This window comes from Cellulomonas sp. URHD0024, assembly GCF_000426185.1.
GTDB lineage: Bacteria > Actinomycetota > Actinomycetes > Actinomycetales > Cellulomonadaceae > Cellulomonas.
The window spans coordinates 57446-79284 of sequence record NZ_AUEW01000011.1; the positions used below are offsets into that span (position 1 = coordinate 57446).

A 21839-nucleotide genomic window follows, 5' to 3' on the forward strand; every position below is an offset into this window, starting at 1 on the left:
GTGGGATCAACGGGAGAGGTCGTCGTCGGGCTCGCCGTGCTCGTCGGCCTTGTCGGCGTCGTCGTGCAGATCCTGCCCGGGCTGCTCCTGGTGGCGGCGGCCGTCATCACCTGGGGTGTCGTGACGGGCGGGCCGGTCGGCTGGACCGTCGTGGCCGTGGCGGCGTTGGCGACCGGGCTCGCGTGGGTCGGTCAGTACGTGCTCGCCGGGCGCCATCTGAAGAGGGCGGGCGTTCCCTTCACGACGACGGTGGTCGGCGGGATCCTCGGGGTCGTGGGCTTCTTCGTGATCCCGGTCGTGGGGCTGATCGTGGGTTTCGTGCTCGGGGTGTTCCTCACGGAGTGGCTGCGCTCGCGAGACCCTCGCGTCGGCTGGCGCTCGACGGTCGCTGCGCTGCAGGCCACGGGGCTGACGATCCTCGTCGAGCTCGCGGGGGCGCTCGTCACGACGGCCGCGTGGATCCTCGGACTCGTCCTGACGTGAGCCCCCGGCGTCCACAGCGCGGGCCGTCCATGTGGGCGGCGGCGCCTACTCTGGGAGTGCCATGACCTCGCTCTTCGACTCCCTCTCGCTCTCCGTCCCCGGCGTGCCCTCACGGCCGCCCCGGGACGCGTCCGCCGTCCTTCCCTCCGGTCTGGCACCACGGACGGCCGACGACGAGGCGGAGGCCGACGCGGAGGAGCGCCGGGCTCGTCAGCAGGCGAAGGCCGACGCCCTCGTCGACGGGCTCAACCCGCAGCAGCGTGAGGCGGTCCTGCACCACGGCGGACCGCTGCTGATCGTCGCGGGCGCGGGCTCGGGCAAGACGCGGGTCCTGACGCACCGCATCGGGTACCTGCTGGCCACCCGCAGGGCGCGGGCCGGGGAGGTCCTCGCGATCACGTTCACCAACAAGGCCGCCGCCGAGATGCGCGAGCGGGTCGAGCAGCTCGTCGGTCCGGCAGCCGGTCGCATGTGGGTGTCCACGTTCCACTCGGCCTGCGTCCGGATCCTGCGGCGGGAGGCGGGCACCCTCGGGCTCCGGTCCAGCTTCTCGATCTACGACGCGGCGGACTCGCAGCGACTGCTCACGCTGGTGGCGCGCGAGCTCGACCTGGACCCCAAGCGCTACCCCGCCAAGGCGCTCGCCAACAAGATCTCGAACCTCAAGGACGAGCTGGTGGACCCGGAGACGTTCGCGGCGACCAACGGCAACGGCGCCACCAACGACTTCGACGCCGCGCTGGCGCAGGTCTACACGCGCTACCAGGCGCGCCTCAAGCAGGCCCACGCGCTCGACTTCGACGACCTGATCATGTCCACGGTGCACCTCCTGCAGGCCTACCCGGCGGTCGCGGAGCACTATCGGCGGCGGTTCCGGCACGTGCTCGTCGACGAGTACCAGGACACCAACCACGCGCAGTACGTGCTGGTCCGCGAGCTCGTGGGCTCCGGCAGGCCCGACGACGAGGTGCCGCAGGGCGAGCTGACCGTCGTCGGCGACGCCGACCAGTCGATCTACGCGTTCCGTGGCGCCTCGATCCGGAACATCCTCGAGTTCGAGGCCGACTACCCGGACGCCCGGACCATCCTGCTCGAGCAGAACTACCGCTCCACGCAGAACATCCTCTCGGCAGCGAACGCCGTGATCAGCCGCAACCCCGGCCGTGCCGGCAAGCGGCTGTGGACGGACTCGGGGGCGGGTGCGCAGATCGTGGCGTACGTCGCGGACACCGAGCACGAGGAGGCGCGGTTCGTCGCCGAGGAGATCGACCGGCTCGGTGACTCGGACAACGTGCGACCGGGCGACGTCGCGATCTTCTACCGCGCGAACGCGCAGTCCCGAGCGCTGGAGGAGGTGCTCGTCCGCGTCGGCCTGCCGTACAAGGTGGTCGGCGGCACGCGGTTCTACGAGCGCAAGGAGATCAAGGACGCGATCGCGTACCTGCGAGCGATCGCCAACCCCGACGACGACGTGAACGTCCGCCGCATCCTGAACGTGCCCAAGCGCGGGCTGGGGGACCGGTCCGAGGCGATGGTCGCTGGGTTCGCGGAGCGCGAGCGCATCTCGTTCGGAGCGGCGCTGGAGCGTCTCGACGAGGTACCCGGGCTGGGCACCCGCGCGATCGTCGGGCTCGGCTCCTTCGCGGAGATGATGTCCGAGCTGCGTTCTCTGGCCGCCGAGGCGGGTCCCGCCGAGGTGCTCGGTGCGGTGCTCGACCGTTCCGGCTACCTCGCCGAGCTGCGGGGGAGCGACGACCCCCAGGACGCCTCTCGCGTCGAGAACCTGGCCGAGCTGCACGCGGTCGCGGCCGAGTTCTCTGCGAGCGACCCCGACGGTGACCTCGCCGACTTCCTCGAGCGTGTCTCACTGGTGGCCGACTCCGACCAGATCCCGACGCCGGACGAGGCGGACCCGGGCGCGGCGAACCGGCCGGATCCGGGCGTGGTCACCCTGATGACCCTGCACACGGCCAAGGGCCTCGAGTTCCCCGTCGTGTTCCTCACGGGCATGGAGGACGGCACCTTCCCGCACCTGCGCTCGCTGTCCGACTCCGACCAGCTGGAGGAGGAGCGGCGGCTCGCGTACGTCGGGCTGACCCGGGCGCGGGAGCGGCTGTACATCTCGCGCGCCGCGGTGCGCACGGCGTGGGGCGTGCCCAACGAGTTCCCGCCGAGCCGGTTCCTCGACGACCTTCCCGACGAGCTCATCGACTGGCGTCGGCGCGAGTCCTCGACGTCGCAGCTGCGCGGCGGGTGGGGGTCGGGGTACGGGACCAGCGGCGGGTACCGGAACCAGTCGACGGGTGGTGGATACCGAAAGTCCGAGCGGGAGGCGCGTCCGACGTTGCCGTCGACCGGCGCGACGTTCGGCTCGGCCACACCGCGTCCGGACTCCGCGATCCCGCAGCTGGGCGTCGGCGACCGTGTCACGCACGACTCGTACGGGCTCGGGACCGTGGTCGCGATCGAGGGCGCCGGTCCGAACTCCGTGGCCAAGATCGACTTCGGGACGGACGGCATCAAGCGGCTGCTGCTCCGCTTCTCCCCGGTGACCAAGCTCTGACGGCCGCGAGGGGCGCGCTCAGACGTATCGGTGCAGCTCCACGGCCTGTTCGTAGGTCAGGGTCGGCACCTGCCGGCGGATCTCGGTGATCCCCGCGGACTCGCCGTGCTCCGTGCGCGCCGTGCGGACGCGCTCCACGTCCAGCGATCTGCGGGCCTCGTCGAGGGGACCGGGCCGGCGCTGGCGGCGTCGCCGATCGCCGGCCGCCGTCAGCGCCCAGGCGGCGAGCGGGACGGCGACGAGGATCACAGCCGTCCAGAGGGTCGCGGCCCGGTTGTAGGTCGACTTGTAGACCAGGAACGTGAGCGCGAGGACGCCGACCCCCAGGACGATCACGCTCCGGCGGGGGGCGCGCGTCGCGCGTCGCGACTCCGTCGGGTTCGTCTGTGCCATCACGAGCCGAGCGTACGTCGCTCCTGTGGTCGAGCGGGCGGTTCGGGTGGCCGCTCAGAAGGGCGGGCGACCGACGGCACAGTGGTGGGCCGGAGCGTGCCCGACGACGGCAGGAAGATCATGGCCGGTCCTCCGGCGTCTCCGCCCACGCCGCACCGACCGCGTGCCGGACGTCCTCGTCGGCGAGGCCGAGCGAGTCCAGCGCCCGGGCTGCCCGCGGGTCATCGAGCCGGACGACGGCGAGCAGCAGGTGGCCGGTGTCGATGCGCCGGTGCTTGAACCGCATGGCCTCGCGGAGGGACAGCTCGAACAGCTTGCGGCCGTCGCCGTCGAGCGCCTTCCTGCCGGCGGGTCGGGGCGTCAGTGCGATGTCGTCGAGCGCACCGGGTCCGAACTCGGACTCGACCTGGTTGCGTACGGCGTCGAGGTCGATGCCGACGACCGCCAGCGCACCTGCGTCCAGCCCCTCCGACGGGAGCGCGTGGACCGCCGCTCGCACCTGCGCCTCGTCGACACCGAGCCGGCCCAGTGCCCGGGAGGCGACCGCGGCGGGCGCCGCCACCATCCCGAGCAGCATGTGCTCGGCCCCGACTCGTTCAGCGCCACGTGCCTCCTCGGTCGCCAGGACGACGGCGGCGCGGGCCTCACTCGTGAATCTCTCGAACATCAGCCGAACCTCTTTCCGTACTTCTTGTGGACCGCCTGCCGGGACACGGTCAGCTCGGAGGCGATCTCCTGCCACGACCAGCCCATCTCGCGGGCGCGTTGGACGTGCAGTGCCTCGAGCCGGTCAGCCAGTGCGCGCAGTGCACGCACGGCGCGCAAGCCTTCCGCGGGCTCGGATGCTCCGGCCGCTGCGGTCATGAGTTCCTCGGACATGGTGTCAACCTACGTTGACGCCGCTACCGTGTCAACCTGGGTTGACACGCGAACCGGGTGGCCGGGCGCCTTCCACGTGGCCGGGGGGACCGTCATCGACGACGGCGGTGCGCCGTTCCGCCTCACGGACGTCCCCGTGACCGAGGACTGAGCGCCAGGTCCACGTGGTCGGCGCCGTCCGTCACGAGACCCCGGCTCGCGCGCGCTGCGCGTGAACGTCACGCACGACACATCTCTCGACGTCGAGCGATCTCTGACCGGCCGCTACCATCGACGGGGGCGATTCGGGGCGTACCGAGGCCGTCGAGCGCCGGTGATGAGAGGACCCAGACCAGGTGGACCTGTTCGAGTACCAGGCACGTGACATCTTCGAGAAGCACGGCGTCCCCGTGCTGGGTGGCGTCGTCGCCACGACCGCCGAGGAGGCCCGCGCCGGCGCGGAGCAGCTTCTGGGCGGCCAGCCCGGTGTGGTCGTCGTCAAGGCGCAGGTCAAGGTGGGCGGCCGCGGCAAGGCAGGCGGCGTCAAGCTCGCGCGTTCCGCGGACGAGGCTGCCGAGCAGGCCGACGCGATCCTGGGCATGGACATCAAGGGGCACACGGTCCATCGCGTGATGATCGCCGCGGGCGCCAAGATCGCCACCGAGTTCTACTTCTCGCTCCTGCTGGACCGCGCGGAGCGCCGCTACCTCGCCATGTGCTCGGTCGAGGGCGGCATGGAGATCGAACAGCTCGCCGTCGAGCGTCCCGAGGCGCTGGCCCGCGTGGCCGTCGACCCCCGCACCGGCATCGACCAGGCGAAGGCCGACGAGATCGTCGCGACCGCCGGCTTCGACGCTGCGATCGCCCCGAAGGTCGCGGCCGTGCTGCAGACGCTGTGGACGGTCTACAAGTCCGAGGACGCCACGCTCGTCGAGGTGAACCCGCTGGTCCTCACGGAGGACGGCGACGTCGTGGCGCTCGACGGCAAGGTCACGCTCGACGAGAACGCCGGCTTCCGGCACCCCGACCACGAGGCGCTCGAGGACACCGGCGAGACGGACCCGCTCGAGACCCGCGCCAAGGCAGCCGACCTCAACTACGTCAAGCTCGACGGCGAGGTCGGGATCATCGGCAACGGTGCCGGGCTCGTCATGAGCACCCTGGACGTCGTGGCGTACGCCGGTGAGCGGCACGGCGGGGTCAAGCCGGCCAACTTCCTCGACATAGGCGGCGGCGCGAACGCGCAGATCATGGCGGCCGGTCTGGACATCATCCTGACGGACCCGCAGGTCAAGTCGGTGTTCGTGAACGTCTTCGGCGGGATCACTGCGTGCGACGAGGTCGCCAAGGGCATCGTCGCCGCGCTCGAGATCCTCGGCGACGAGGCGTCCAAGCCGCTCGTCGTGCGCCTCGACGGCAACAACGTGATCGAGGGTCGTCGGATCCTCGCCGAGGCCGGCCACCCGCTGGTCACGCTCGCAGAGACCATGGACGGCGGCGCCGACAAGGCAGCCGAGTTCGCCAACGCCTGACGCGCCTGAACTAGAGAGAAGCTGACACACACCATGGCGATCTTCCTGACCGAGGCATCCAAGGTCATCGTCCAGGGCATGACGGGTGCCGAGGGCCAGAAGCACACCACCCGCATGCTCGCGTCCGGCACGTCCGTCGTCGGCGGCGTCAACCCGCGCAAGGCCGGCACGTCCGTCACCTTGGGTGACGTGGAGGTGCCCGTCTTCGGCACCGTCGCGGAGGCCGTCGCGACGACCGGCGCCGACGTCTCCGTGATCTTCGTGCCGCCCGCTCACACCAAGGCCGCGGTCGTCGAGGCGATCGAGGCCGGCGTGCCGCTCGTCGTCATCATCACCGAGGGCGTCCCTGTCGCCGACACCGCCGAGTTCTTCGCGCTGGCCCAGGAGAACGGCGTGCGACTCATCGGCCCCAACTGCCCGGGTCTGATCAGCCCCGGAAAGTCGAACGTCGGCATCATCCCCGCGGACATCACGGGGCCCGGCCGCGTCGGCCTGGTCTCCAAGTCCGGCACGCTCACCTACCAGATGATGTACGAGCTGCGGGACTTCGGGTTCTCGACCGCCATCGGCATCGGCGGCGACCCGATCATCGGCACCACGCACATCGACGCGCTCGCCGCGTTCGAGGCGGACCCCGAGACCGAGGTCATCGTGATGATCGGTGAGATCGGTGGCGACGCCGAGGAGCGGGCCGCCGCCTACATCAAGGAGCACGTGACCAAGCCGGTCGTCGGCTACGTCGCGGGCTTCACCGCCCCCGAGGGCAAGACGATGGGGCACGCCGGCGCCATCGTGAGCGGCTCGTCCGGCACCGCGCAGGCGAAGAAGGAGGCCCTCGAGGCGGCCGGCGTCAAGGTCGGCAAGACGCCGTCCGAGACCGCTGCGCTCGCGCGCGAGCTGCTCGCCTGAGCTTTCCGACGAGGAGGCGTCGACCCGGTCGGGTCGGCGCCTCTTCTCGTCCGACGCGCCGGGCGAGGTACGCCCGAGCGGTGCGAACGGCAGCGACCATGGCACGGTGACTGTCACCCGCAGCGTCCTCGACCGCACCCGCCCGCGGTCCTCGCGCACGCGGGGGCGGCGCCGACCGGACGGGACCGAGCAGTTCTTCACCAGTGCGCTCGACGGGGCGCCGCGCTGGGTCGCCGGGGTCCTCGCGGCCCTGCAGGCGGCGCTGCTGTCGTTCCTCGTGCTGGTGCTGCCGGCGGTCGCGGCGTACGTCGCCACGTCTGCCGACCCGTCCAACGACGGCGTCGGCTGGTACAGGTCGGTCGGGGTCGGGACGTCGATCTGGCTGCTCGGGCACGGCGTGCCCGTGGTCGTGGGGTCCGTGTCGATCACGATCGTGCCGCTCGGTGTGACGCTCCTCGCGCTGTTCACCTGCTACGCCTCGGCTCGTCGCTCGGGCCTGGCCACCTGGCCGGGCTTCGGTGCGGGTGTGGCTGCGTACGTGCTGGTGGCCGTCGGCGCTGCACTGCTCGTGCACGTCCACGGTCTGGGGCTGGTGCGCGCTGTCGTCGGGGGAGTGGTCGTGTCCGGCCTCGGCCTCGGATCCGGTCTGCTGGCCCGACCCGAGGCGCCGGCCTGGCGCGAGCTGACCCGACCCCTGTGGACCCGCGTCCCGCACCCGGTCCGGACCGGCTCCACCGGCGGTCTGTTCGCGCTCGCCCTGCTGGTCGTCGTGGCGGCGGCCGTCGCCACGCTCTGGGTCGTCGCCGGGCGGGCCACCATCAGCGACGTCGTGCGCGGGCTCGGCATCGACGGGATCGGCGGCATCGTGCTGGCGTTCGCCGAGCTGGCCTTCGTGCCGAATCTCGTCGTCTGGGCCACGGCGTGGCTCACCGGCGACGGGTTCTCCGTCGGGTCCGGCACGCTCTTCGCGCCGGACGCGGTGGTCGGTGGGCCGTTGCCGGCCGTCCCGCTGCTCGGCGCGCTCCCGACGCCCGACGTCGCAGGTCCGGCCACCAGCATCGTGCCCATCGTCCTCGTCGGCATCGGGGCGCTGACGGGCCTGTACGTGCACAACCGGTTGCGGGCCACGCGCTGGTGGCACGTGCTCGCGGCCTCCGGGACGGCTGCCCTCGTCCTCGGTGCGCTGCTGAGCATCCTCGTCGCGCTCGCGAGCGGCAGCGTCGGCCCGGGGCGCCTGGAACACGTCGGCGCGAACGCGCTCCTCGTCGGGCTCCTGGGGAGCGCCATGGTTCTGCTCGGTGCCGTGGTGGTCGCGGTGCCCGGCGACCCTCTCGTTCGTCACCAGGTCCGTCGGCTCGTCGCCCGGGCGTCACGGTCGGGGACTCACGACGCGCAGGAGCACGCGCGTGAGCACGAGGACGAGCACGCCCTCGACTGAGGCTGAGGCTGAGGCTGAGGCTGAGGCTGAGGCTCAGGCTCAGGCTCAGGAACGCTTTTTGAGCCTGTCGCGCAGCTCGTTGAACGAGTTCTTCTCGTACTCGGCCTGACACGCCGTCTTCGCCGTCACGGTGAGCGCACCGTCACGACACGCCTGCCGGTCCAGCTCGGCGCGCAGGGCGAGCAGCGGAAACGCCGTCGCCATCGACCACAGCGACGCGATCACGAGGCCCGCGACGAGCATCGCCGGCAGGCCCCCGCGGACGTGCGCCCGACCGGCGACGACGAGCGCCCAGAGCCCGACGCCGATCGCCGCCAGCCCCACGACGGAGGCAACGAGGGAGTACGGCAGCCGCATGACGCTGACCAGCACGGAGGTGAGCACAGCCAGCGCGAAGTACCGGGCGAGGCGGCTTGCGCGCGCGGCACCCGCGGGATCGGTCGGCACAGGTGCGGGTACGGGTCGGGGCAGCGGGCCCGGCGCGTTCTGCTGCCATGCAGGCGGGTACTGCGGGTGCGGCTGCTGCTGCAGGTCCTGCCCGGGCGGGTCCGTCTGGTCGCCCGCGGGCTGGTGGGGGCGGTCCTCGGGGGGCCCGTACGGATTGCTCACGCCTGCATTCTCGCCCACGAACACAAGCACGCGGACCGGGCTCCACGGCCGCGGCGGTCGCCGGGACGCTCCGGCTCGCACCGGTAGGGTCGGCCCGTGAGTCAGCCCCAGCCTTGCGCGCACCCCGGTCCCGGTCGGCTCGTCGAGGCGGCGGTCGCGCAGTGAGCACCCTGGGTCAGCGTCCTTCCCCGTCCACCCGCGGCTCCGGTCGGCTCGTCGTGATGGTGTCCGGCACGGGTTCCAACCTCGCGGCCCTGATCGCCGCGCACGAGGACCCCGCCTACGGTGCACGGGTCGTGGCGGTCGTCGCGGACCGGCGGGGCATCCGCGCCCTGGACATCGCGGCCGAGGCGGGCATCCCGACCGCGGTCGTCTCGGTCGAGGACTTCGACGACCGGCGCCTGTGGGACGCGGCGATCGCCGAGACGGTAGCCGTGTTCAAGCCCGACCTCGTCGTGCTCGCCGGGTTCATGAAGCTCCTCGGCGCCACGTTCCTGGAGCGGTTCGGTGGGCGGATCATCAACACGCACCCGGCCCTGCTGCCGGCCTTCCCCGGCGCGCACGGCGTGCGGGACGCGCTGCGGTACGGCGCCAAGGTGACGGGCTGCACCGTGATGGTGGTCGACGAGGGCATCGACACGGGTCCGATCCTCGCGCAGGCGGCCGTCACCGTGGAGCCGGACGACGACGAGGCGACGCTGCACGAGCGGATCAAGGTCGTCGAACGGTCGCTCCTGGTGGAGTGGGTGGGCCGCATCGCGCGCGACGGTCTGCGGGTCGAGGGCCGCCACGCCGAGGCGGGCCGCTAGACTCGACCCCGGTCGTGACTGGCGCAGGTGGGTTCAACCACCGGGAAGCGGCCGCATCGCCCCCGCCACGCACCGCCCGCCTGGGTGCATGGGTCCGCTGTTCCGACCCATCTCTCCGGGAGCTGCCGTGTCTTCGACCCTTCGGCCTGTGCGCCGTGCCCTCGTCTCCGTCTACGACAAGACGGGCCTGACCGCCCTGGCCGGCGCGCTGCACGCCGCGGGCGTCGAGATCGTCTCCACCGGTTCCACCGCCGCGACGATCGCCGCAACGGGTGTGCCCGTCACCCGCGTCGAGGACCTCACCGGATTTCCCGAGTGCCTCGACGGCCGGGTCAAGACGCTGCACCCGCGCGTGCACGCCGGCGTGCTGGCGGACACGCGGCTCCCCGAGCACCTGCACCAGCTCGAGGAGCTGGGCATCGCGCCGTTCGAGCTGGTCGTCGTGAACCTGTACCCGTTCACCGCGACCGTCGCCTCCGGCGCTTCTCCCGACGAGTGCGTCGAGCAGATCGACATCGGCGGCCCGTCCATGGTGCGTGCCGCCGCGAAGAACCACCCCAGCGTGGCCGTCGTGGTCGATCCTGCTCGTTACGACGAGGTCGTCGCAGCCGTGGACGCGGGTGGGTTCACGCTGGAGGCCCGCCGACTGCTCGCCGCCGACGCGTTCGCGCACACCGCCGCCTACGACACCGCGGTGGCGTCCTGGTTCGCCGGCTCCTACGCGCCCGACGACGACAGCGGCTTCCCGACGTTCGCGGGGTCGACGTACGAGCGTGGCGAGGTGCTGCGCTACGGCGAGAACCCGCACCAGCAGGCCGCTCTGTACCTCACGCCCGACGGCGCGGCCGGACGCGGGCTCGCCGGCGGCGAGCAGCTCCACGGCAAGGCGATGAGCTACAACAACTACGTCGACGCCGACGCCGCCTGGCGTGCCGCGCACGACCACGACGCGCCGACCGTCGCGATCATCAAGCACGCCAACCCGTGCGGCATCGCGGTCGGCGCCGACGTCGCCGACGCCCACGCGAAGGCGCACGCCTGCGACCCGGTGTCCGCGTTCGGGGGCGTCATCGCGACCAACCGCACGCTCACCGCAGCGGCGGCCGAGCAGATCGCACCGGTGTTCACCGAGGTCGTCGTCGCCCCGGACTTCGAGCCCGAGGCGGTCGAGATCCTCAGCCGGAAGAAGAACATCCGCCTGCTGAAGGTCACCGGCCTGGACGCCCAGCGCATCGAGCAGCGTTCGGTCACCGGTGGCCTGCTGGTGCAGCAGCTCGACCGGATCGACGCCGCGGGCGACGACCCGGCGACCTGGACGCTCGCCGCGGGGTCAGCGGCCGACGAGGCGACGCTCACGGACCTCGTCTTCGCGTGGCGGGCCGTCCGGGCCGTGAAGTCGAACGCCATCCTGCTCGCGAACGACGGCGCGTCGGTCGGGGTCGGTATGGGACAGGTCAACCGGGTCGACTCGTGCGCGCTCGCCGTGACCCGGGCGAACACCGGTGACGTCCAGCGGGCCCGCGGGGCGGTCGCAGCCTCCGACGCGTTCTTCCCGTTCGCCGACGGCGCCCAGGTGCTCATCGACGCCGGCGTGCGGGCGATCGTCCAGCCGGGAGGCTCCGTGCGCGACGAGGAGGTCGTCGCAGCGGCGCAGGCCGCAGGCGTGACGCTCTACCTCACGGGTACCCGGCACTTCGCGCACTGACGCCTAGCGTGCCGCGTCCCGCAGGGGGACGGAGGGGTCGCGCACGCGCGCCCGGTCGAGAGAGGGCAGCCCGGCGGCGGTGAACAGCCGCCGGGCAGCCCCGACGTCGTGCGGGCGGTCGACGGTGAAGATCGCGCTGGCCTGGTCGGTCCCGGGCCGGAACCACAGTGCACCCCAGCCGTCCGAGCCTGCGGGGTCACCGCGCACGACGACCTCGTCGTCGACATGGCGCACACCGAACAGCGCGAGCTCGTGGCCCAGCTGCGTCGAGAAGACGTAGGGCGCCGGGTCGACGACGGCCTCGCCCGAACCGAGCAGGTCCGCGACCAGATCGGTCGGCCCGCGCAGGGCGCCGTCCCAGTGACCGCCCGGCACCCAGCCGTGCCGCGGCGATCTGCGCAGGGCGACGTCCCCGACCGCGCGGACGCTCCTGGGCGCGCCGATGACCACGTGGTGCTCGTCGACACGCAGCGACCCGTCCGGCTCCTGGGGGAGCGCCGCGCCGAGCCAGGCGGTGGTGGGTCGGGCGCCGATCGCGGCGAGCACGACGTCCGCCTGGACCAGGGTGCCGTCGGCCAGAGCGACGCCGTTGCCGCCTAGCTCGACGACGTGCGCACCCCGGCGCAGGCGCACGCCGGCCGACGCGTACCAGGGTGCGGTCAGGGCCCCGACCACCGGCCCGAGTGCCGCACCGAGCGGGTCCCCGGTCGCTTCCAGGACGGTCACGTCGACGCCTGCGGCCGAGGCGACGGTGGCGACCTCCGCGCCGATCCACCCTGCCCCGATGATGACGAGCCGGGCGCCGGGCACGAGTGCTGCACGCAGCACCGCCGCGTCCGCCGCGGTGTGCAGGGTCAGCGCCGCCTCCCAGCCGGGTGGGCGGACGGCGTGAGCGCCGGTCGCCACGACGACGACGTCGGCCGTGCGGACCCCGTCGCCGGTGTGCACGTCCACCCCGGAACGGGTGAGGGTGAGGCCGTGCGCGGGGGTCCCCAGCCGGACCTCGTCGGCGAGCGCGGGCAGGTCGGCGCCGATCTCGTCGCGCAACCAGGTGGGCTCGGGCCGGTCCAGGAGGTGCTTGGACAGGGGCGGCCGGTCGTAGGGTGCCAGCGGTTCGGCGCCCAGCACCTCGATCCGTCCGTCGAACCCCCGTTCCCGCAGCTCGGCGACCGTGCGGGTGGCCGCGAGCCCAGCTCCGACGACCAGCAACGTGCGCACGACGCGCGCGAGGCGGGTCGTGGATTCCTGGTCGCTCACCCGGCAACGGTAGTCTCCGGACGGGAGGCACATCGATGGTGCACGAGCGGACGAGCAGTGCTGCTGGGCTTCGCCCTGCGGGTCCGCAGCGTGCCACGACCCCGAAGCCGGAGCCGGTGGCCGAGCTGGCACCTCAGGCCGAGCCGGTGACCGAGCTCGCACCTGCGCCCGAGCCGGTGACCGAGCTCGCACCTGCGCCCGAGCCGGTGACCGAGCCGCCCATGAGCACCGGGCCGATCCCGGTCGAGGAGGCGCCCCTGGACCCGCGCGCCATAGCCCGTGCGTCGTTGGCAGCCGGGCGCAACGCCTCGCTGTGGTGGGTGAGCGCGGGGATCGGCGCGGCGATCCTGGTGTCGCTCGTCGTGGGTACGCAGGCAGGCGCGTTCGTGCTCGCCGGGGTCGTCGCCGCCTGCGGCGTCGTGCGGCTGGTGGTGTCCGCCCCCGGCCCGGTGGCACTGTCCGTCCGTGCCCGGTCGATCGACGTCACGGTGCTGTTCACCCTCGCCGTCGGTCTCGCGTTCTTCGCCGCGTTGCTGCCCGACGGTTGGTTCTGAGCGCCGACCGGGCGCACGTTCGGTGGAACCACGAGAGCCCGGGACCTCACGGTCCCGGGCTCTCGTCGTGGAACGAGCAGGTCAGCGCTCGGTGACGACCAGCGTGTCCTCGGTGGTGACGAACTCGTCGTCCTCCTCGAGCAGGTTGTCCTCGGGCGGCTCGGCGGCGAATGCGCGGTAGACGAGGCCCGCCAAGGCAGCGCCGAACAGTGGCGCGACCCAGAAGACCCAGAGCTGCTTCAGCGCCCAGCCGTCGGAGAAGATCACCGCGGCCGTGGAGCGGGCCGGGTTGAGCGAGGCGTTCGTGACGGGCATCGCGAAGAGGATCAGGACGGTCAGCGCCAGACCGATGGCGAACGGTGCGTACGCCTTGTTCGCGCGACGGTCCGTCACGCCGAGGATCACGCCGACGAAGACCGCGGTGACGATGATCTCGACGATCAGCGCCGTCGTCAGACCGAACTCGGACGACTGCTGTCCCTGGGTCGCGGTCTGGACGGTCGAGTACAGCGGCGAGTGCGTGCCGAAGCCGTTGGCGACGCTGGAGAAGAACCCGCGCGCGTCTGTCTTCTGGAGCAGCTCCGGCAGGGTCTTCGGGATGGTGATGAAGACGACGGCCGCCGCGACGGCGCCGCCGACCAGCTGCGCCAGCCAGTACGGGAGCACGTCGCGCCACGCCGTCCGGCCGCCGATCGCGGCACCGAGGGTCACGGCCGGGTTGAAGTGACCGCCGGAGACGTGTCCGACCGCGGCTGCACCGGCGAGCACGGCGACGCCGAACGCCAGGGCGATTCCGAGGGCCCCGCTGTTGTTGATCGCCGCGTAGAGCGCGACACCCAAGCCCGCCGCGACGAGGAAGAACGTGCCGAACAGCTCGGCGCCGAGGCGGGCGACAAGGCCGGGACCCGTGGAGACGACCGTGCCCGCGGGCACGTAGTACGCGTCGTAGGCCTCCTCCTCGTAGGTCTCCGTGGTCGGGTCGGCCGCCGGGGCCTGCGCGCCGGGCGTCTCCGTGGGTGCCTCGACGGCGGGCTCCGCCGGGATCTCGGCGTCGGTGGCGGCTGCGGGTGCCGTCGTGGCGTCCTGCGGTGCGTCGGGCTCGGGCTCAGGCAGGGCCGTGGCCTTGTCTGCGTTGTCCTGTGACATGTCGTTCCTGTCGTGAGAATCCGGAGATGTTGGGCAGGTGCGCGGAGCGTGCCACGCCCGGCTGTGCGAGCGTGCGGCCGACGCCTGGCCCCGTCGGGGGCCAGCATGCCAGTCGGGGCCCGCGTAGGTCACGGTGCGCGCCGATGCGGACTATGCGCAGAACCTCCCCATCCGCGACGGAGCCCTGACGCAAGTCTCTCGATGTCGAGTAATCTTGGCCGCGGACCCGCGCCGGCACCGTGCTCTTTCGAAGATCCCCCGTGCCGTGCCCCCACCCGTCCCAGCACAGGAGATCCCGCATGGCGAAGATCAAGGTTGTCGGCCCGGTCGTCGAGCTCGACGGCGACGAGATGACGCGCATCATCTGGCAGTTCATCAAGGACCGCCTGATCCACCCGTACCTCGACGTCGACCTGCGCTACTACGACCTGTCGATCCAGAACCGCGACGCCACCGACGACCAGGTGACCGTCGACGCCGCCCACGCCATCAAGGAGCACGGCGTCGGCGTGAAGTGCGCGACGATCACTCCGGACGAGGCGCGCGTCGAGGAGTTCGGGCTGAAGAAGATGTGGGTCTCGCCCAACGGCACGATCCGCAACATCCTCGGCGGCGTCGTCTTCCGCGAGCCCATCATCATCAGCAACATCCCGCGCCTGGTGCCCGGCTGGAACAAGCCGATCATCATCGGCCGTCACGCGTTCGGCGACCAGTACCGCGCCACCAACTTCAAGGTGCCCGGCGCCGGCACGCTGACCATGACGTACACGCCCGCGGACGGCTCCGAGCCGATCACGCAGCAGGTCGTCACCTACCCCGACGGCGGCGGTGTCGCCATGGGCATGTACAACTTCAACGACTCGATCCGTGACTTCGCGCGCGCCTCGTTCGCGTACGGCCTGCAGCGGAACTACCCGGTCTACCTGTCGACGAAGAACACGATCCTCAAGGCGTACGACGGCTCGTTCAAGGACATCTTCCAGGAGGTGTTCGACCAGGAGTTCGCCGCCGCGTTCGCTGAAAAGGGCCTCACCTACGAGCACCGCCTCATCGACGACATGGTCGCCGCGGCCATGAAGTGGGAGGGCGGCTACGTCTGGGCCTGCAAGAACTACGACGGTGACGTGCAGTCGGACACGGTCGCGCAGGGCTTCGGCTCGCTCGGCCTCATGACGTCCGTGCTGATGACCCCCGACGGCAAGACCGTCGAGGCCGAGGCGGCGCACGGAACGGTGACCCGCCACTACCGCCAGCACCAGGCCGGCAAGCCGACGTCGACGAACCCGATCGCGTCGATCTACGCCTGGACCGGCGGCCTCAAGCACCGTGGCCTCCTGGACGGCACGCCCGAGGTCACGCAGTTCGCCGAGACGCTCGAGCAGGTCGTCATCGAGACGGTCGAGTCCGGCGCCATGACCAAGGACCTCGCGGCCCTCGTCGGCCCGGACCAGAGCTGGCAGACCACCGAGGAGTTCCTGGCCACGCTCGACGCCAACCTGGCGGCCAAGCTCGCCTGACCACCTGGACGACCGACGGCGTCCACCTGCACGCAGGGTGGGCGCCGTCGCTCGTGCGCGGGGTAGCGTGAGGACGCCGACGTCGCCGATCGAAGGAGCCCGTTCGTGGCCAGCTCGCCCGTCACCGTGACCGTCACCGGAGCCGCCGGACAGATCGGCTACGCGCTGCTCTTCCGGATCGCCTCGGGCCAGCTGCTCGGCGCCGACGTCCCGGTCCGGCTGCGGCTCCTGGAGATCCCGCAGGCCGTCAAGGCGGCCGAGGGCACCGCGATGGAGCTCGACGACTGCGCGTTCGCGACGCTGGAGAGCGTGGAGATCTACGACGACGCGACGGCGGCGTTCGACGGCGTCAACGTCGCCCTGCTGGTGGGTGCCCGACCCCGCACGGCCGGCATGGAGCGCGGCGACCTGCTGTCCGCGAACGGCGGCATCTTCAAGCCCCAGGGTGAGGCACTGAACGCGGGCGCAGCGGACGACGTGCGGGTCCTCGTCGTCGGAAATCCCGCCAACACCAACGCGTTCATCGCGGCCTCGCACGCGCCCGACGTCCCGAGCGAGCGGTTCACGGCGATGACCCGCCTGGACCACAACCGCGCGGTCGCGCAGCTGGCGAAGAAGACCGGATCCGCGGTGGCCGACGTCGCGCGCTTGACCATCTGGGGCAACCACTCGGCCACTCAGTACCCGGACCTCTCGCACGCGACCGTGTCCGGCCGGCCCGCGCTGGCCGTGGTCGACGACGAGCCGTGGGTCCGTGACACCTTCATCCCGACCGTCGCCAAGCGCGGTGCGGCGATCATCGAGGCGCGGGGTGCGTCGTCGGCAGCGTCGGCGGCCAACGCGGCGATCGACCACGTGTTCTCGTGGGTCAACGGCACGCCGGCAGGCGACTGGACCTCGGCCGGCATCGTCTCCGACGGCTCCTACGGTGTGCCCGAGGGCCTGATCTCGTCGTTCCCCGTGACGTCCGAGGGCGGCGCGTGGCACATCGTGCCGGACCTCGACGTCGACGACTTCTCTCGCGGCCGGATCGACGCCTCGGTGGCCGAGCTCGTCGAGGAGCGGGACGCCGTACGGGCCCTCGGTCTGATCTGACGGGCCCGAGCCGACGTGTGGGCGCAGGACGTCGCCGTTCCGCGTCGTGGCACGAGCCTGCCGGCGTTCCTGGGCTGGGTCCTGCTCGGCGTCTGCGTCGGCGCGGGCTTCGGGTTCCCCGCGGCGATCGGGTTGGTGGCCGGGGTTGCTGCCCTGCTGCTCGGCGGGGTACTCGTGGCGCGGCAGGGGTTGGTGCCCGCTCAGTGGGGGATCCTGACGGGTCTGAGCGCGCTGCCGTTCTCGATCGCCTGGAAGAACCGGAACTGGCCCGACGCGTCCTGCGCCCCCTCGCTGCCCGTGTCCCGGTGCAGCACGTCGATGTCGCCGGTGCCGTTCGTGGTCGTCGGCGTCGTGCTCGTCGTGCTGGGCGTGGTCCTCTTCGTGCGCATGCGACGAGCACCCCGGCTCATCGAGCCGCCGACCAGGACGCGTCGGACGAGGTGACGCCTGACGCTCGGCCGGTGCCTCCCCGGACGGACGATGCTGGTCAGCTGTGCGACAGCCCGTCGAGCACCGACCGCACGACAGCGGCGAGTGCCGCCGGGTTGTCGTGCTGGACGAAGTGGCCGCTGGCCGGCAGGACCGCGAGCTCGACGCCGAGGTGGGCGTGCAGGGCCGCTGCCGCGGTGTGACGCAGGGGGGGCGAGTCCTGACCGACGGTGACCACGGTGCGGCCGTTGCCGTCGACCAGAGGGGACGGCTCGAAGCGTCGGAACATGGCCAGATCGCGTGCGACGGCGTCGGGATCGCCGGGCGCCATCGTCGGATCCCAGGACGAGCCGTACAGCGCACTGCCGAAGCCCGGGACGCCCCCGGAGGTCCAGCCCGCCACGACGTGGTCCAGCAGTCCGGGCGCCAGAGATCCGACCGCCGGTTCATGGAGCACCGCGCCCGCGAGGTGCGAGGATGCACAGGCGAGCGCCAGTCCGAGCGTCGCACCACCGCTCACGCCCACGACGACTGCACCGCGTGCGGCCGGTGCCAGCGCGGCGAGCTCGACCGCGAGATCGCCGCTGGAGGGGCGGTCGGGAACGACCAGCTCGACGTCGGGGAGCAGGGGTCGCAGGAGGTCCCAGACGCGGGCTGTGGTGGCGGCGCCGTGCACCAGGAGAACGCGGGTCATGGCGCGAAGCGTAAGCGGTGTTCTCGCACCAAATCGTGCTCAGGCGGACACGAGAGCGTTACGTGTCCCGTCCCCTCCGGAAACATCGCGCTCCTAGCCTCCAGGCATGGATACACCCACGGATACATTGCTGGATCCGGCCCGTCCGGGCCGTAGGTCGCAGCCATGACCTCGGATGCCGTCGCCCGCGCGGAGTCCCGCGTCGGGAAGCCCACGGCACTCCTCGAGGTGCGCAGCCTCACCAAGCGCTTCGGCGAGGTGCTGGCGAACTCGGACGTGGACCTCACGGTCATGCCCGGCACCGTGCACGGCCTCATCGGCGAGAACGGGGCCGGCAAGAGCACGCTCCTGAAGATGATCTACGGCGTCTACACCCCGGACGAGGGGCGGATGTTCGTGGACGGCAACCTGGTCGCCCCCGGGAACCCCGCCGACGCCCGCGGCCTCGGCATCGGCATGGTGTTCCAGGACCTGAGGCTCGTCCCCGCGCTCACCGTGGCCGAGAACATCGCCCTCGCCCTCCCCGACGGCCCGACCCTCAAGCTCAGGGCGCTGTCCGCCAAGATCGAGGCGGCGTCCAAGGAGTTCGGCCTCGCCGTGGACCCGACCGCCAAGGTGCGGCACCTGTCGATCGGGGAGCGGCAGCGCGCCGAGATCCTCAAGGTCCTGATGACCGGGGCGCGGCTCGTGATCCTCGACGAGCCCACCAGCGTGCTCGCACCGCAGGAGGTCGAGGCGCTGCTCACGGTCGTGGCCTCGCTCCGCGACCAGGGGCTCGGCATCGTCCTCGTGACGCACAAGCTCAACGAGGTCCGGGCGATCGCCGACCAGGTGACGGTCCTGCGCGGTGGCCAGGCGGTCCTCACGTCCGCCGACCCGAACGACTTCTCCGACGAGGAGCTCGTCGAGGCGATGGTCGGTCGGCGCGTTCCGCCGTTGTCGCGTGTGCGTCAGCCCGTCCCGGCGAGCGAGCGCGCGGTCCTGGAGCTGCAGGGCGCCACCGCGCTCGGCGACCGCGGGTACGTCGCGCTGAAGGGGGTGGACCTCGAGGTGCACCCGGGCGAGCTCGTCGGCGTGGCGGGCGTCGCGGGCAGCGGCCAGAAGGAGCTGTGCGAGGTCGCGCTCGGGCTCCGACCGGTCTCCGCAGGGTCGGTGAGGGTCGGCGACTCGCCGGCGTCGGGGCTCGGTCCGAGCGAAGCGATCGCCGCCGGGGCCGTTGCGATCCCGGAGGACCCGGTCGCGGACGCCGTGGTGCCTGGGCTCTCGGTGCTCGAGCACATGGTGCTGGACGGTCGCGAGGTCCCACGCCGCGGCTTCGGTATCGACTGGCAGGCCGTCGACGCCCGGACCACGGCGCTCGACGAGCGGGTCGGTCTTCGCATGGCGCCCAAGAAGCGGACGCTCGCGTCCCTCTCCGGAGGCAACATCCAGCGGGTGCTCCTGACGCGAGAGCTCGGCCAGGACGCCACGCTCGTCGTCGCCGCCTACCCGAGCCGCGGGCTCGACGTCGCGAACACGCGCCGCACGCAGGAGGTGCTGCTCGAGCACCGTGCCCGCGGCGCGGCCGTCCTGATGGTGTCCGAGGACCTGGACGAGCTCATCTCTGTGGCCGACCGGATCGCCGTCATGCACGACGGTCACCTGGTCGGCGTCATCGAGACCGCCGGTGCGGACCGGATGTCGATCGGCCGACTGATGCTCGGAGGCGTCGCATGACCCAGGAGGCGCAGGGAACGAGCGGCACCGGCACGGAGACGGGCGCCGGGACGATCCCGGAGCCGGACACCGAGGTCAGCACCGTGTCTGCCGACGAGACCGCGGCCGTGGCCGCTGCGATCGTCGCGACGGCACTGCCCGCCGAGGTCCCGACCGACCGAGGGCCCAAGATCAGCGCGGGATGGTCCACCGGCCTGCGGTGGTTCGTCGCGCTGCTCGCCGGGCTGATCCTGTTCGGCGCCTTCGTGCTCGCCAACGGTGCGGACCCGATCCAGGTCTACGCGGACATCTGGACCTCGACCCTCACCCAGTCGGGCCAGTTCCAGCAGATCATCCTGCGGGCCGCGCCGATCGCCCTCGCGGGCCTCGCGGTCGTCGTCCCCGCCCGGGCGGGTCTCGTGAACGTGGGCGGCGAGGGGCAGCTGATCATCGGTGGGATCGGCGCGGCCGCGGCCGCCCTGTGGCTGACGCCGCTGATGTCGCCGTGGGTCGTGGTGATCGCGATGATGCTCTTCGCGATGGTCGCCGGGGCGCTCTGGGCGGGGATCGCGGCAGCCATGCGGCTCGTGGTGAAGGTCAACGAGGCCGTCACGACGATGCTCCTGAACTACGTGGCCCTCTACACGATGCTGTTCCTGATCCTGGGCCCGTGGAAGGACCCGAAGGCGCTCGGGCAGTCGACGAGCGTCGAGCTGAACGACGCCGCCAAGCTCCCGGTGATCGCAGGAACCCAGATCCACATCGGCGTGATCATCGCGGTCGTCGCGGCCTTCGCCGTCTGGTTCGCCCTCACGCGCACCACCTGGGGCTTCCGCCTGTCGGTGGTCGGTGGCAACGGGGAGGCCGCCCGACGGGCCGGCATGCCCGTGGTCACCCTGATCCTCACCGCGCTGCTCCTCGGCGGCGCGCTGGCCGGGCTGGCGGGCTTCGTGCAGTTCGCGGGCATGGAGTACAAGCTGCGGCCGACCTTCGGCCTGACGATCGGCTACGTGGCGTTCCTCGCCAGCTGGCTGTCGCGGCACAAACCCTTGCCGCTGCTCCTCGCCTCGGTCGTCCTCGCCGCCATCGCGGTGTCCGGGAACAGCCTGCAGATCAACTCCGGTCTGCCGGCAGCGAGCGTGAACATCCTCATGGGCCTCCTGCTCGTCGCCGTCCTCGGCTGGACGAGCCCGCGAAAGGCGACATCATGATCATCGATCTCCTCGCCGGAGCCGTCCGCGGCGGCACGTCCATCATGTACGCGGGCCTGGGGGAGACCATCTCCGAGCGTGCCGGCATCATCAACCTCGGCACCGAGGGGTCGATGCTTCTCGGCGCGCTGGGCGGCTACGCGGTCACGGCGCACACCGGGAACCCGTGGCTCGGGGTGCTCGGCGGCGCGATGGCCGGTGCGCTGCTCAGCCTCGTGCACGCGGTCCTCGTCGTGAGCCGCGGAGCCAACCAGTTCGCCAGCGGCTTGACGCTCTACTTCCTCGCGCTGGGCGTCACCGCGCTCTTCGGCGTCGACTACGTCAGCCGGCAGATCAACTCGTTCACGCCGTACGCGGTACCGGGGCTGTCGGACATTCCGGGCCTCGGGCCGATCCTGTTCGACCACGACCCTCTCGTCTACATCGCGTTCGTCGCGGCACCGATCATCTGGTGGGTGCTGTTCCGCACACGGGTCGGCCTGCTGGTCCGGACCGCCGGCGAACGCTCCGAGGCCCTCGGCGTCAACGGCTACTCGATCAAGGCCGTCCGGTACTGGTCGACCGTCGCCGGTGGGGCGCTCGCCGGGATCGGCGGGGCGCACATCTCCATCGCCTACGCCAACAGCTGGTTCGAGAACATGATCGCCGGCCGGGGGTTCATCGCCGTCGCCCTCGTGATCTTCGCGATGTGGAACCCGCTGCGCATCATGGCCGGCGCCTACCTGTTCGGTATCGCGCTCTCCCTGGCCTCGGTGCTCCAGACGGCCGGCTACGCGGTGAACCAGTTCGCGCTGGCCGCGGTCCCGTTCGTCCTGACCCTCGTCGTCCTCGCTGTCCTGGGCAAGCGCACGATGCTCGCCGCCCCGGACGAGCTCTCCAAGGTCTTCGACAACAGTCGAACCGCCTGACCCCCTCATCAGTCCCCTCGACCGGAAGGTTCAC

At 71.8% G+C, this 21839-nt stretch carries 22 protein-coding genes and 1 riboswitch; of the genes, 15 read left to right on the forward strand and 7 right to left on the reverse strand.

The genetic code is table 11. From position 1 onward, the window contains the following. Positions 1–483, forward strand: coding sequence for a DUF456 domain-containing protein (locus I847_RS0112620; protein ID WP_028049985.1), 483 nt, complete (start codon positions 1–3; stop codon positions 481–483). Positions 484–544: 61 nt separating this feature from the next. Continuing rightward, entirely contained in the window at positions 545–3046 is a 2502-nt protein-coding gene (pcrA, locus tag I847_RS0112625; RefSeq protein ID WP_028049986.1) for a DNA helicase PcrA, read from the forward strand. Positions 3047–3064: 18 nt separating this feature from the next. Here pcrA and I847_RS0112630 read toward each other — a convergent pair whose 3' ends face one another. The 3 genes from I847_RS0112630 to I847_RS0112640 all read right to left on the reverse strand — a co-directional run bounded on the left by I847_RS0112630 (position 3065) and on the right by I847_RS0112640 (position 4318). After that, entirely contained in the window at positions 3065–3442 is a 378-nt protein-coding gene (locus I847_RS0112630) for a hypothetical protein (RefSeq protein WP_155856135.1), read from the reverse strand. A gap of 115 nt (positions 3443–3557) precedes the next feature. Next, on the reverse strand, positions 3558–4106 hold the full coding sequence (locus I847_RS0112635) for a Clp protease N-terminal domain-containing protein (protein ID WP_028049988.1): 549 nt from the start codon (positions 4104–4106) through the stop codon (positions 3558–3560). After that, on the reverse strand, positions 4106–4318 hold the full coding sequence (locus tag I847_RS0112640; RefSeq protein ID WP_028049989.1) for a DNA-directed RNA polymerase sigma-70 factor: 213 nt from the start codon (positions 4316–4318) through the stop codon (positions 4106–4108). Before I847_RS0112640 ends, I847_RS0112635 begins: the two co-directional genes overlap by 1 nt. Before the next feature lie 28 nt (positions 4319–4346). Here I847_RS0112640 and I847_RS27565 point away from each other — a divergent pair, with 28 nt between their 5' ends. The 4 genes from I847_RS27565 to I847_RS23570 all read left to right on the forward strand — a co-directional run bounded on the left by I847_RS27565 (position 4347) and on the right by I847_RS23570 (position 8176). After that, positions 4347–4469: a hypothetical protein gene (locus I847_RS27565; protein WP_255346385.1), complete on the forward strand. Its 123-nt coding sequence runs from the start codon at positions 4347–4349 to the stop codon at positions 4467–4469. A gap of 184 nt (positions 4470–4653) precedes the next feature. Then, positions 4654–5829, forward strand: coding sequence for an ADP-forming succinate--CoA ligase subunit beta (gene sucC / locus I847_RS0112650; protein ID WP_028049990.1), 1176 nt, complete (start codon positions 4654–4656; stop codon positions 5827–5829). A gap of 33 nt (positions 5830–5862) precedes the next feature. Further along, a complete protein-coding gene (gene sucD / locus I847_RS0112655; protein WP_028049991.1) occupies positions 5863–6738 on the forward strand; it encodes a succinate--CoA ligase subunit alpha in 876 nt (291 codons plus the stop codon). 106 nt (positions 6739–6844) lie between these two features. Further along, positions 6845–8176 carry a DUF6350 family protein gene (locus I847_RS23570; protein WP_196804557.1) on the forward strand — a complete coding sequence of 444 codons (1332 nt, stop codon included), beginning with the start codon at positions 6845–6847 and terminating at the stop codon, positions 8174–8176. A gap of 45 nt (positions 8177–8221) precedes the next feature. On the opposite strand, the gene I847_RS0112665 is transcribed toward I847_RS23570, so the two are convergent. After that, positions 8222–8785: a hypothetical protein gene (locus tag I847_RS0112665; RefSeq protein ID WP_155856136.1), complete on the reverse strand. Its 564-nt coding sequence runs from the start codon at positions 8783–8785 to the stop codon at positions 8222–8224. A gap of 221 nt (positions 8786–9006) precedes the next feature. On the opposite strand from I847_RS0112665, the gene purN reads away from it, so the two are divergent. Both purN and purH read left to right on the forward strand, forming a co-directional pair. Next, positions 9007–9594 carry a phosphoribosylglycinamide formyltransferase gene (gene purN, locus I847_RS0112670; protein WP_051274880.1) on the forward strand — a complete coding sequence of 196 codons (588 nt, stop codon included), beginning with the start codon at positions 9007–9009 and terminating at the stop codon, positions 9592–9594. Positions 9595–9598: 4 nt separating this feature from the next. Continuing rightward, a riboswitch (ZMP/ZTP riboswitch) is annotated at positions 9599–9687 on the forward strand. Then, positions 9683–11299, forward strand: coding sequence for a bifunctional phosphoribosylaminoimidazolecarboxamide formyltransferase/IMP cyclohydrolase (gene purH, locus I847_RS0112675; protein WP_051274861.1), 1617 nt, complete (start codon positions 9683–9685; stop codon positions 11297–11299). (Overlaps the previous riboswitch by 5 nt.) Before the next feature lie 3 nt (positions 11300–11302). Here purH and I847_RS0112680 read toward each other — a convergent pair whose 3' ends face one another. After that, a complete protein-coding gene (locus I847_RS0112680; protein ID WP_051274862.1) occupies positions 11303–12556 on the reverse strand; it encodes an NAD(P)/FAD-dependent oxidoreductase in 1254 nt (417 codons plus the stop codon). Between the two features lie 35 nt (positions 12557–12591). On the opposite strand from I847_RS0112680, the gene I847_RS23575 reads away from it, so the two are divergent. Next, the gene (locus I847_RS23575) at positions 12592–13110 is read left to right on the forward strand and encodes a DUF3017 domain-containing protein (protein WP_231384210.1); all 519 of its coding nucleotides are present in this window, start codon (positions 12592–12594) and stop codon (positions 13108–13110) included. Between the two features lie 81 nt (positions 13111–13191). Here I847_RS23575 and I847_RS0112690 read toward each other — a convergent pair whose 3' ends face one another. Beyond that, positions 13192–14256, reverse strand: coding sequence for an aquaporin (locus I847_RS0112690; protein ID WP_028049996.1), 1065 nt, complete (start codon positions 14254–14256; stop codon positions 13192–13194). Between the two features lie 299 nt (positions 14257–14555). Between I847_RS0112690 and I847_RS0112695 the strand changes: the two genes are divergently transcribed. The 3 genes from I847_RS0112695 (at position 14556) to I847_RS23580 (ending at position 17312) form a co-directional block, all read left to right on the forward strand. Continuing rightward, positions 14556–15773 (forward strand): NADP-dependent isocitrate dehydrogenase, encoded by a 1218-nt coding sequence (locus tag I847_RS0112695; protein ID WP_028049997.1) that lies wholly within the window; start codon positions 14556–14558, stop codon positions 15771–15773. 105 nt (positions 15774–15878) lie between these two features. Beyond that, a complete protein-coding gene (locus I847_RS0112700) occupies positions 15879–16868 on the forward strand; it encodes a malate dehydrogenase (protein WP_028049998.1) in 990 nt (329 codons plus the stop codon). A gap of 15 nt (positions 16869–16883) precedes the next feature. Then, positions 16884–17312 carry a hypothetical protein gene (locus tag I847_RS23580; protein ID WP_051274863.1) on the forward strand — a complete coding sequence of 143 codons (429 nt, stop codon included), beginning with the start codon at positions 16884–16886 and terminating at the stop codon, positions 17310–17312. Between the two features lie 43 nt (positions 17313–17355). Here the strand turns inward: I847_RS23580 and I847_RS0112710 are convergent, their stop codons facing one another. Continuing rightward, positions 17356–17991, reverse strand: coding sequence for an alpha/beta fold hydrolase (locus I847_RS0112710; RefSeq protein WP_028049999.1), 636 nt, complete (start codon positions 17989–17991; stop codon positions 17356–17358). Between the two features lie 165 nt (positions 17992–18156). Between I847_RS0112710 and I847_RS23585 the strand changes: the two genes are divergently transcribed. From I847_RS23585 to I847_RS0112725, 3 genes are read left to right on the forward strand one after another with little or no spacing between them, the layout of a single operon-like run. Continuing rightward, positions 18157–19707 carry an ABC transporter ATP-binding protein gene (locus I847_RS23585; RefSeq protein ID WP_051274864.1) on the forward strand — a complete coding sequence of 517 codons (1551 nt, stop codon included), beginning with the start codon at positions 18157–18159 and terminating at the stop codon, positions 19705–19707. Next, on the forward strand, positions 19704–20897 hold the full coding sequence (locus I847_RS23590) for an ABC transporter permease (protein WP_081680872.1): 1194 nt from the start codon (positions 19704–19706) through the stop codon (positions 20895–20897). The genes I847_RS23585 and I847_RS23590 overlap by 4 nt, the downstream gene beginning before the upstream one ends. Then, positions 20894–21805 carry an ABC transporter permease gene (locus tag I847_RS0112725; protein ID WP_028050000.1) on the forward strand — a complete coding sequence of 304 codons (912 nt, stop codon included), beginning with the start codon at positions 20894–20896 and terminating at the stop codon, positions 21803–21805. Before I847_RS23590 ends, I847_RS0112725 begins: the two co-directional genes overlap by 4 nt. Positions 21806–21839 lie beyond the last annotated feature (34 nt).

Excerpts from the sequence above, each read along its gene's own strand:
- pcrA (WP_028049986.1), top strand. The coding sequence starts at position 545 with ATGACCTCGCTCTTCGACTCCCTCTCGCTCTCCGTCCCCGGCGTGCCC.
- I847_RS0112635 (WP_028049988.1), bottom strand. The coding sequence starts at position 4,106 with ATGTTCGAGAGATTCACGAGTGAGGCCCGCGCCGCCGTCGTCCTGGCG.
- I847_RS0112640 (WP_028049989.1), bottom strand. The coding sequence starts at position 4,318 with ATGTCCGAGGAACTCATGACCGCAGCGGCCGGAGCATCCGAGCCCGCG.
- sucD (WP_028049991.1), top strand. The coding sequence starts at position 5,863 with ATGGCGATCTTCCTGACCGAGGCATCCAAGGTCATCGTCCAGGGCATG.
- purN (WP_051274880.1), top strand. The coding sequence starts at position 9,007 with ATGGTGTCCGGCACGGGTTCCAACCTCGCGGCCCTGATCGCCGCGCAC.
- purH (WP_051274861.1), top strand. The coding sequence starts at position 9,683 with ATGGGTCCGCTGTTCCGACCCATCTCTCCGGGAGCTGCCGTGTCTTCG.
- I847_RS23575 (WP_231384210.1), top strand. The coding sequence starts at position 12,592 with ATGGTGCACGAGCGGACGAGCAGTGCTGCTGGGCTTCGCCCTGCGGGT.
- I847_RS0112690 (WP_028049996.1), bottom strand. The coding sequence starts at position 14,256 with ATGTCACAGGACAACGCAGACAAGGCCACGGCCCTGCCTGAGCCCGAG.
- I847_RS0112695 (WP_028049997.1), top strand. The coding sequence starts at position 14,556 with ATGGCGAAGATCAAGGTTGTCGGCCCGGTCGTCGAGCTCGACGGCGAC.
- I847_RS0112710 (WP_028049999.1), bottom strand. The coding sequence starts at position 17,991 with ATGACCCGCGTTCTCCTGGTGCACGGCGCCGCCACCACAGCCCGCGTC.
- I847_RS23585 (WP_051274864.1), top strand. The coding sequence starts at position 18,157 with ATGACCTCGGATGCCGTCGCCCGCGCGGAGTCCCGCGTCGGGAAGCCC.
- I847_RS23590 (WP_081680872.1), top strand. The coding sequence starts at position 19,704 with ATGACCCAGGAGGCGCAGGGAACGAGCGGCACCGGCACGGAGACGGGC.
- I847_RS0112725 (WP_028050000.1), top strand. The coding sequence starts at position 20,894 with ATGATCATCGATCTCCTCGCCGGAGCCGTCCGCGGCGGCACGTCCATC.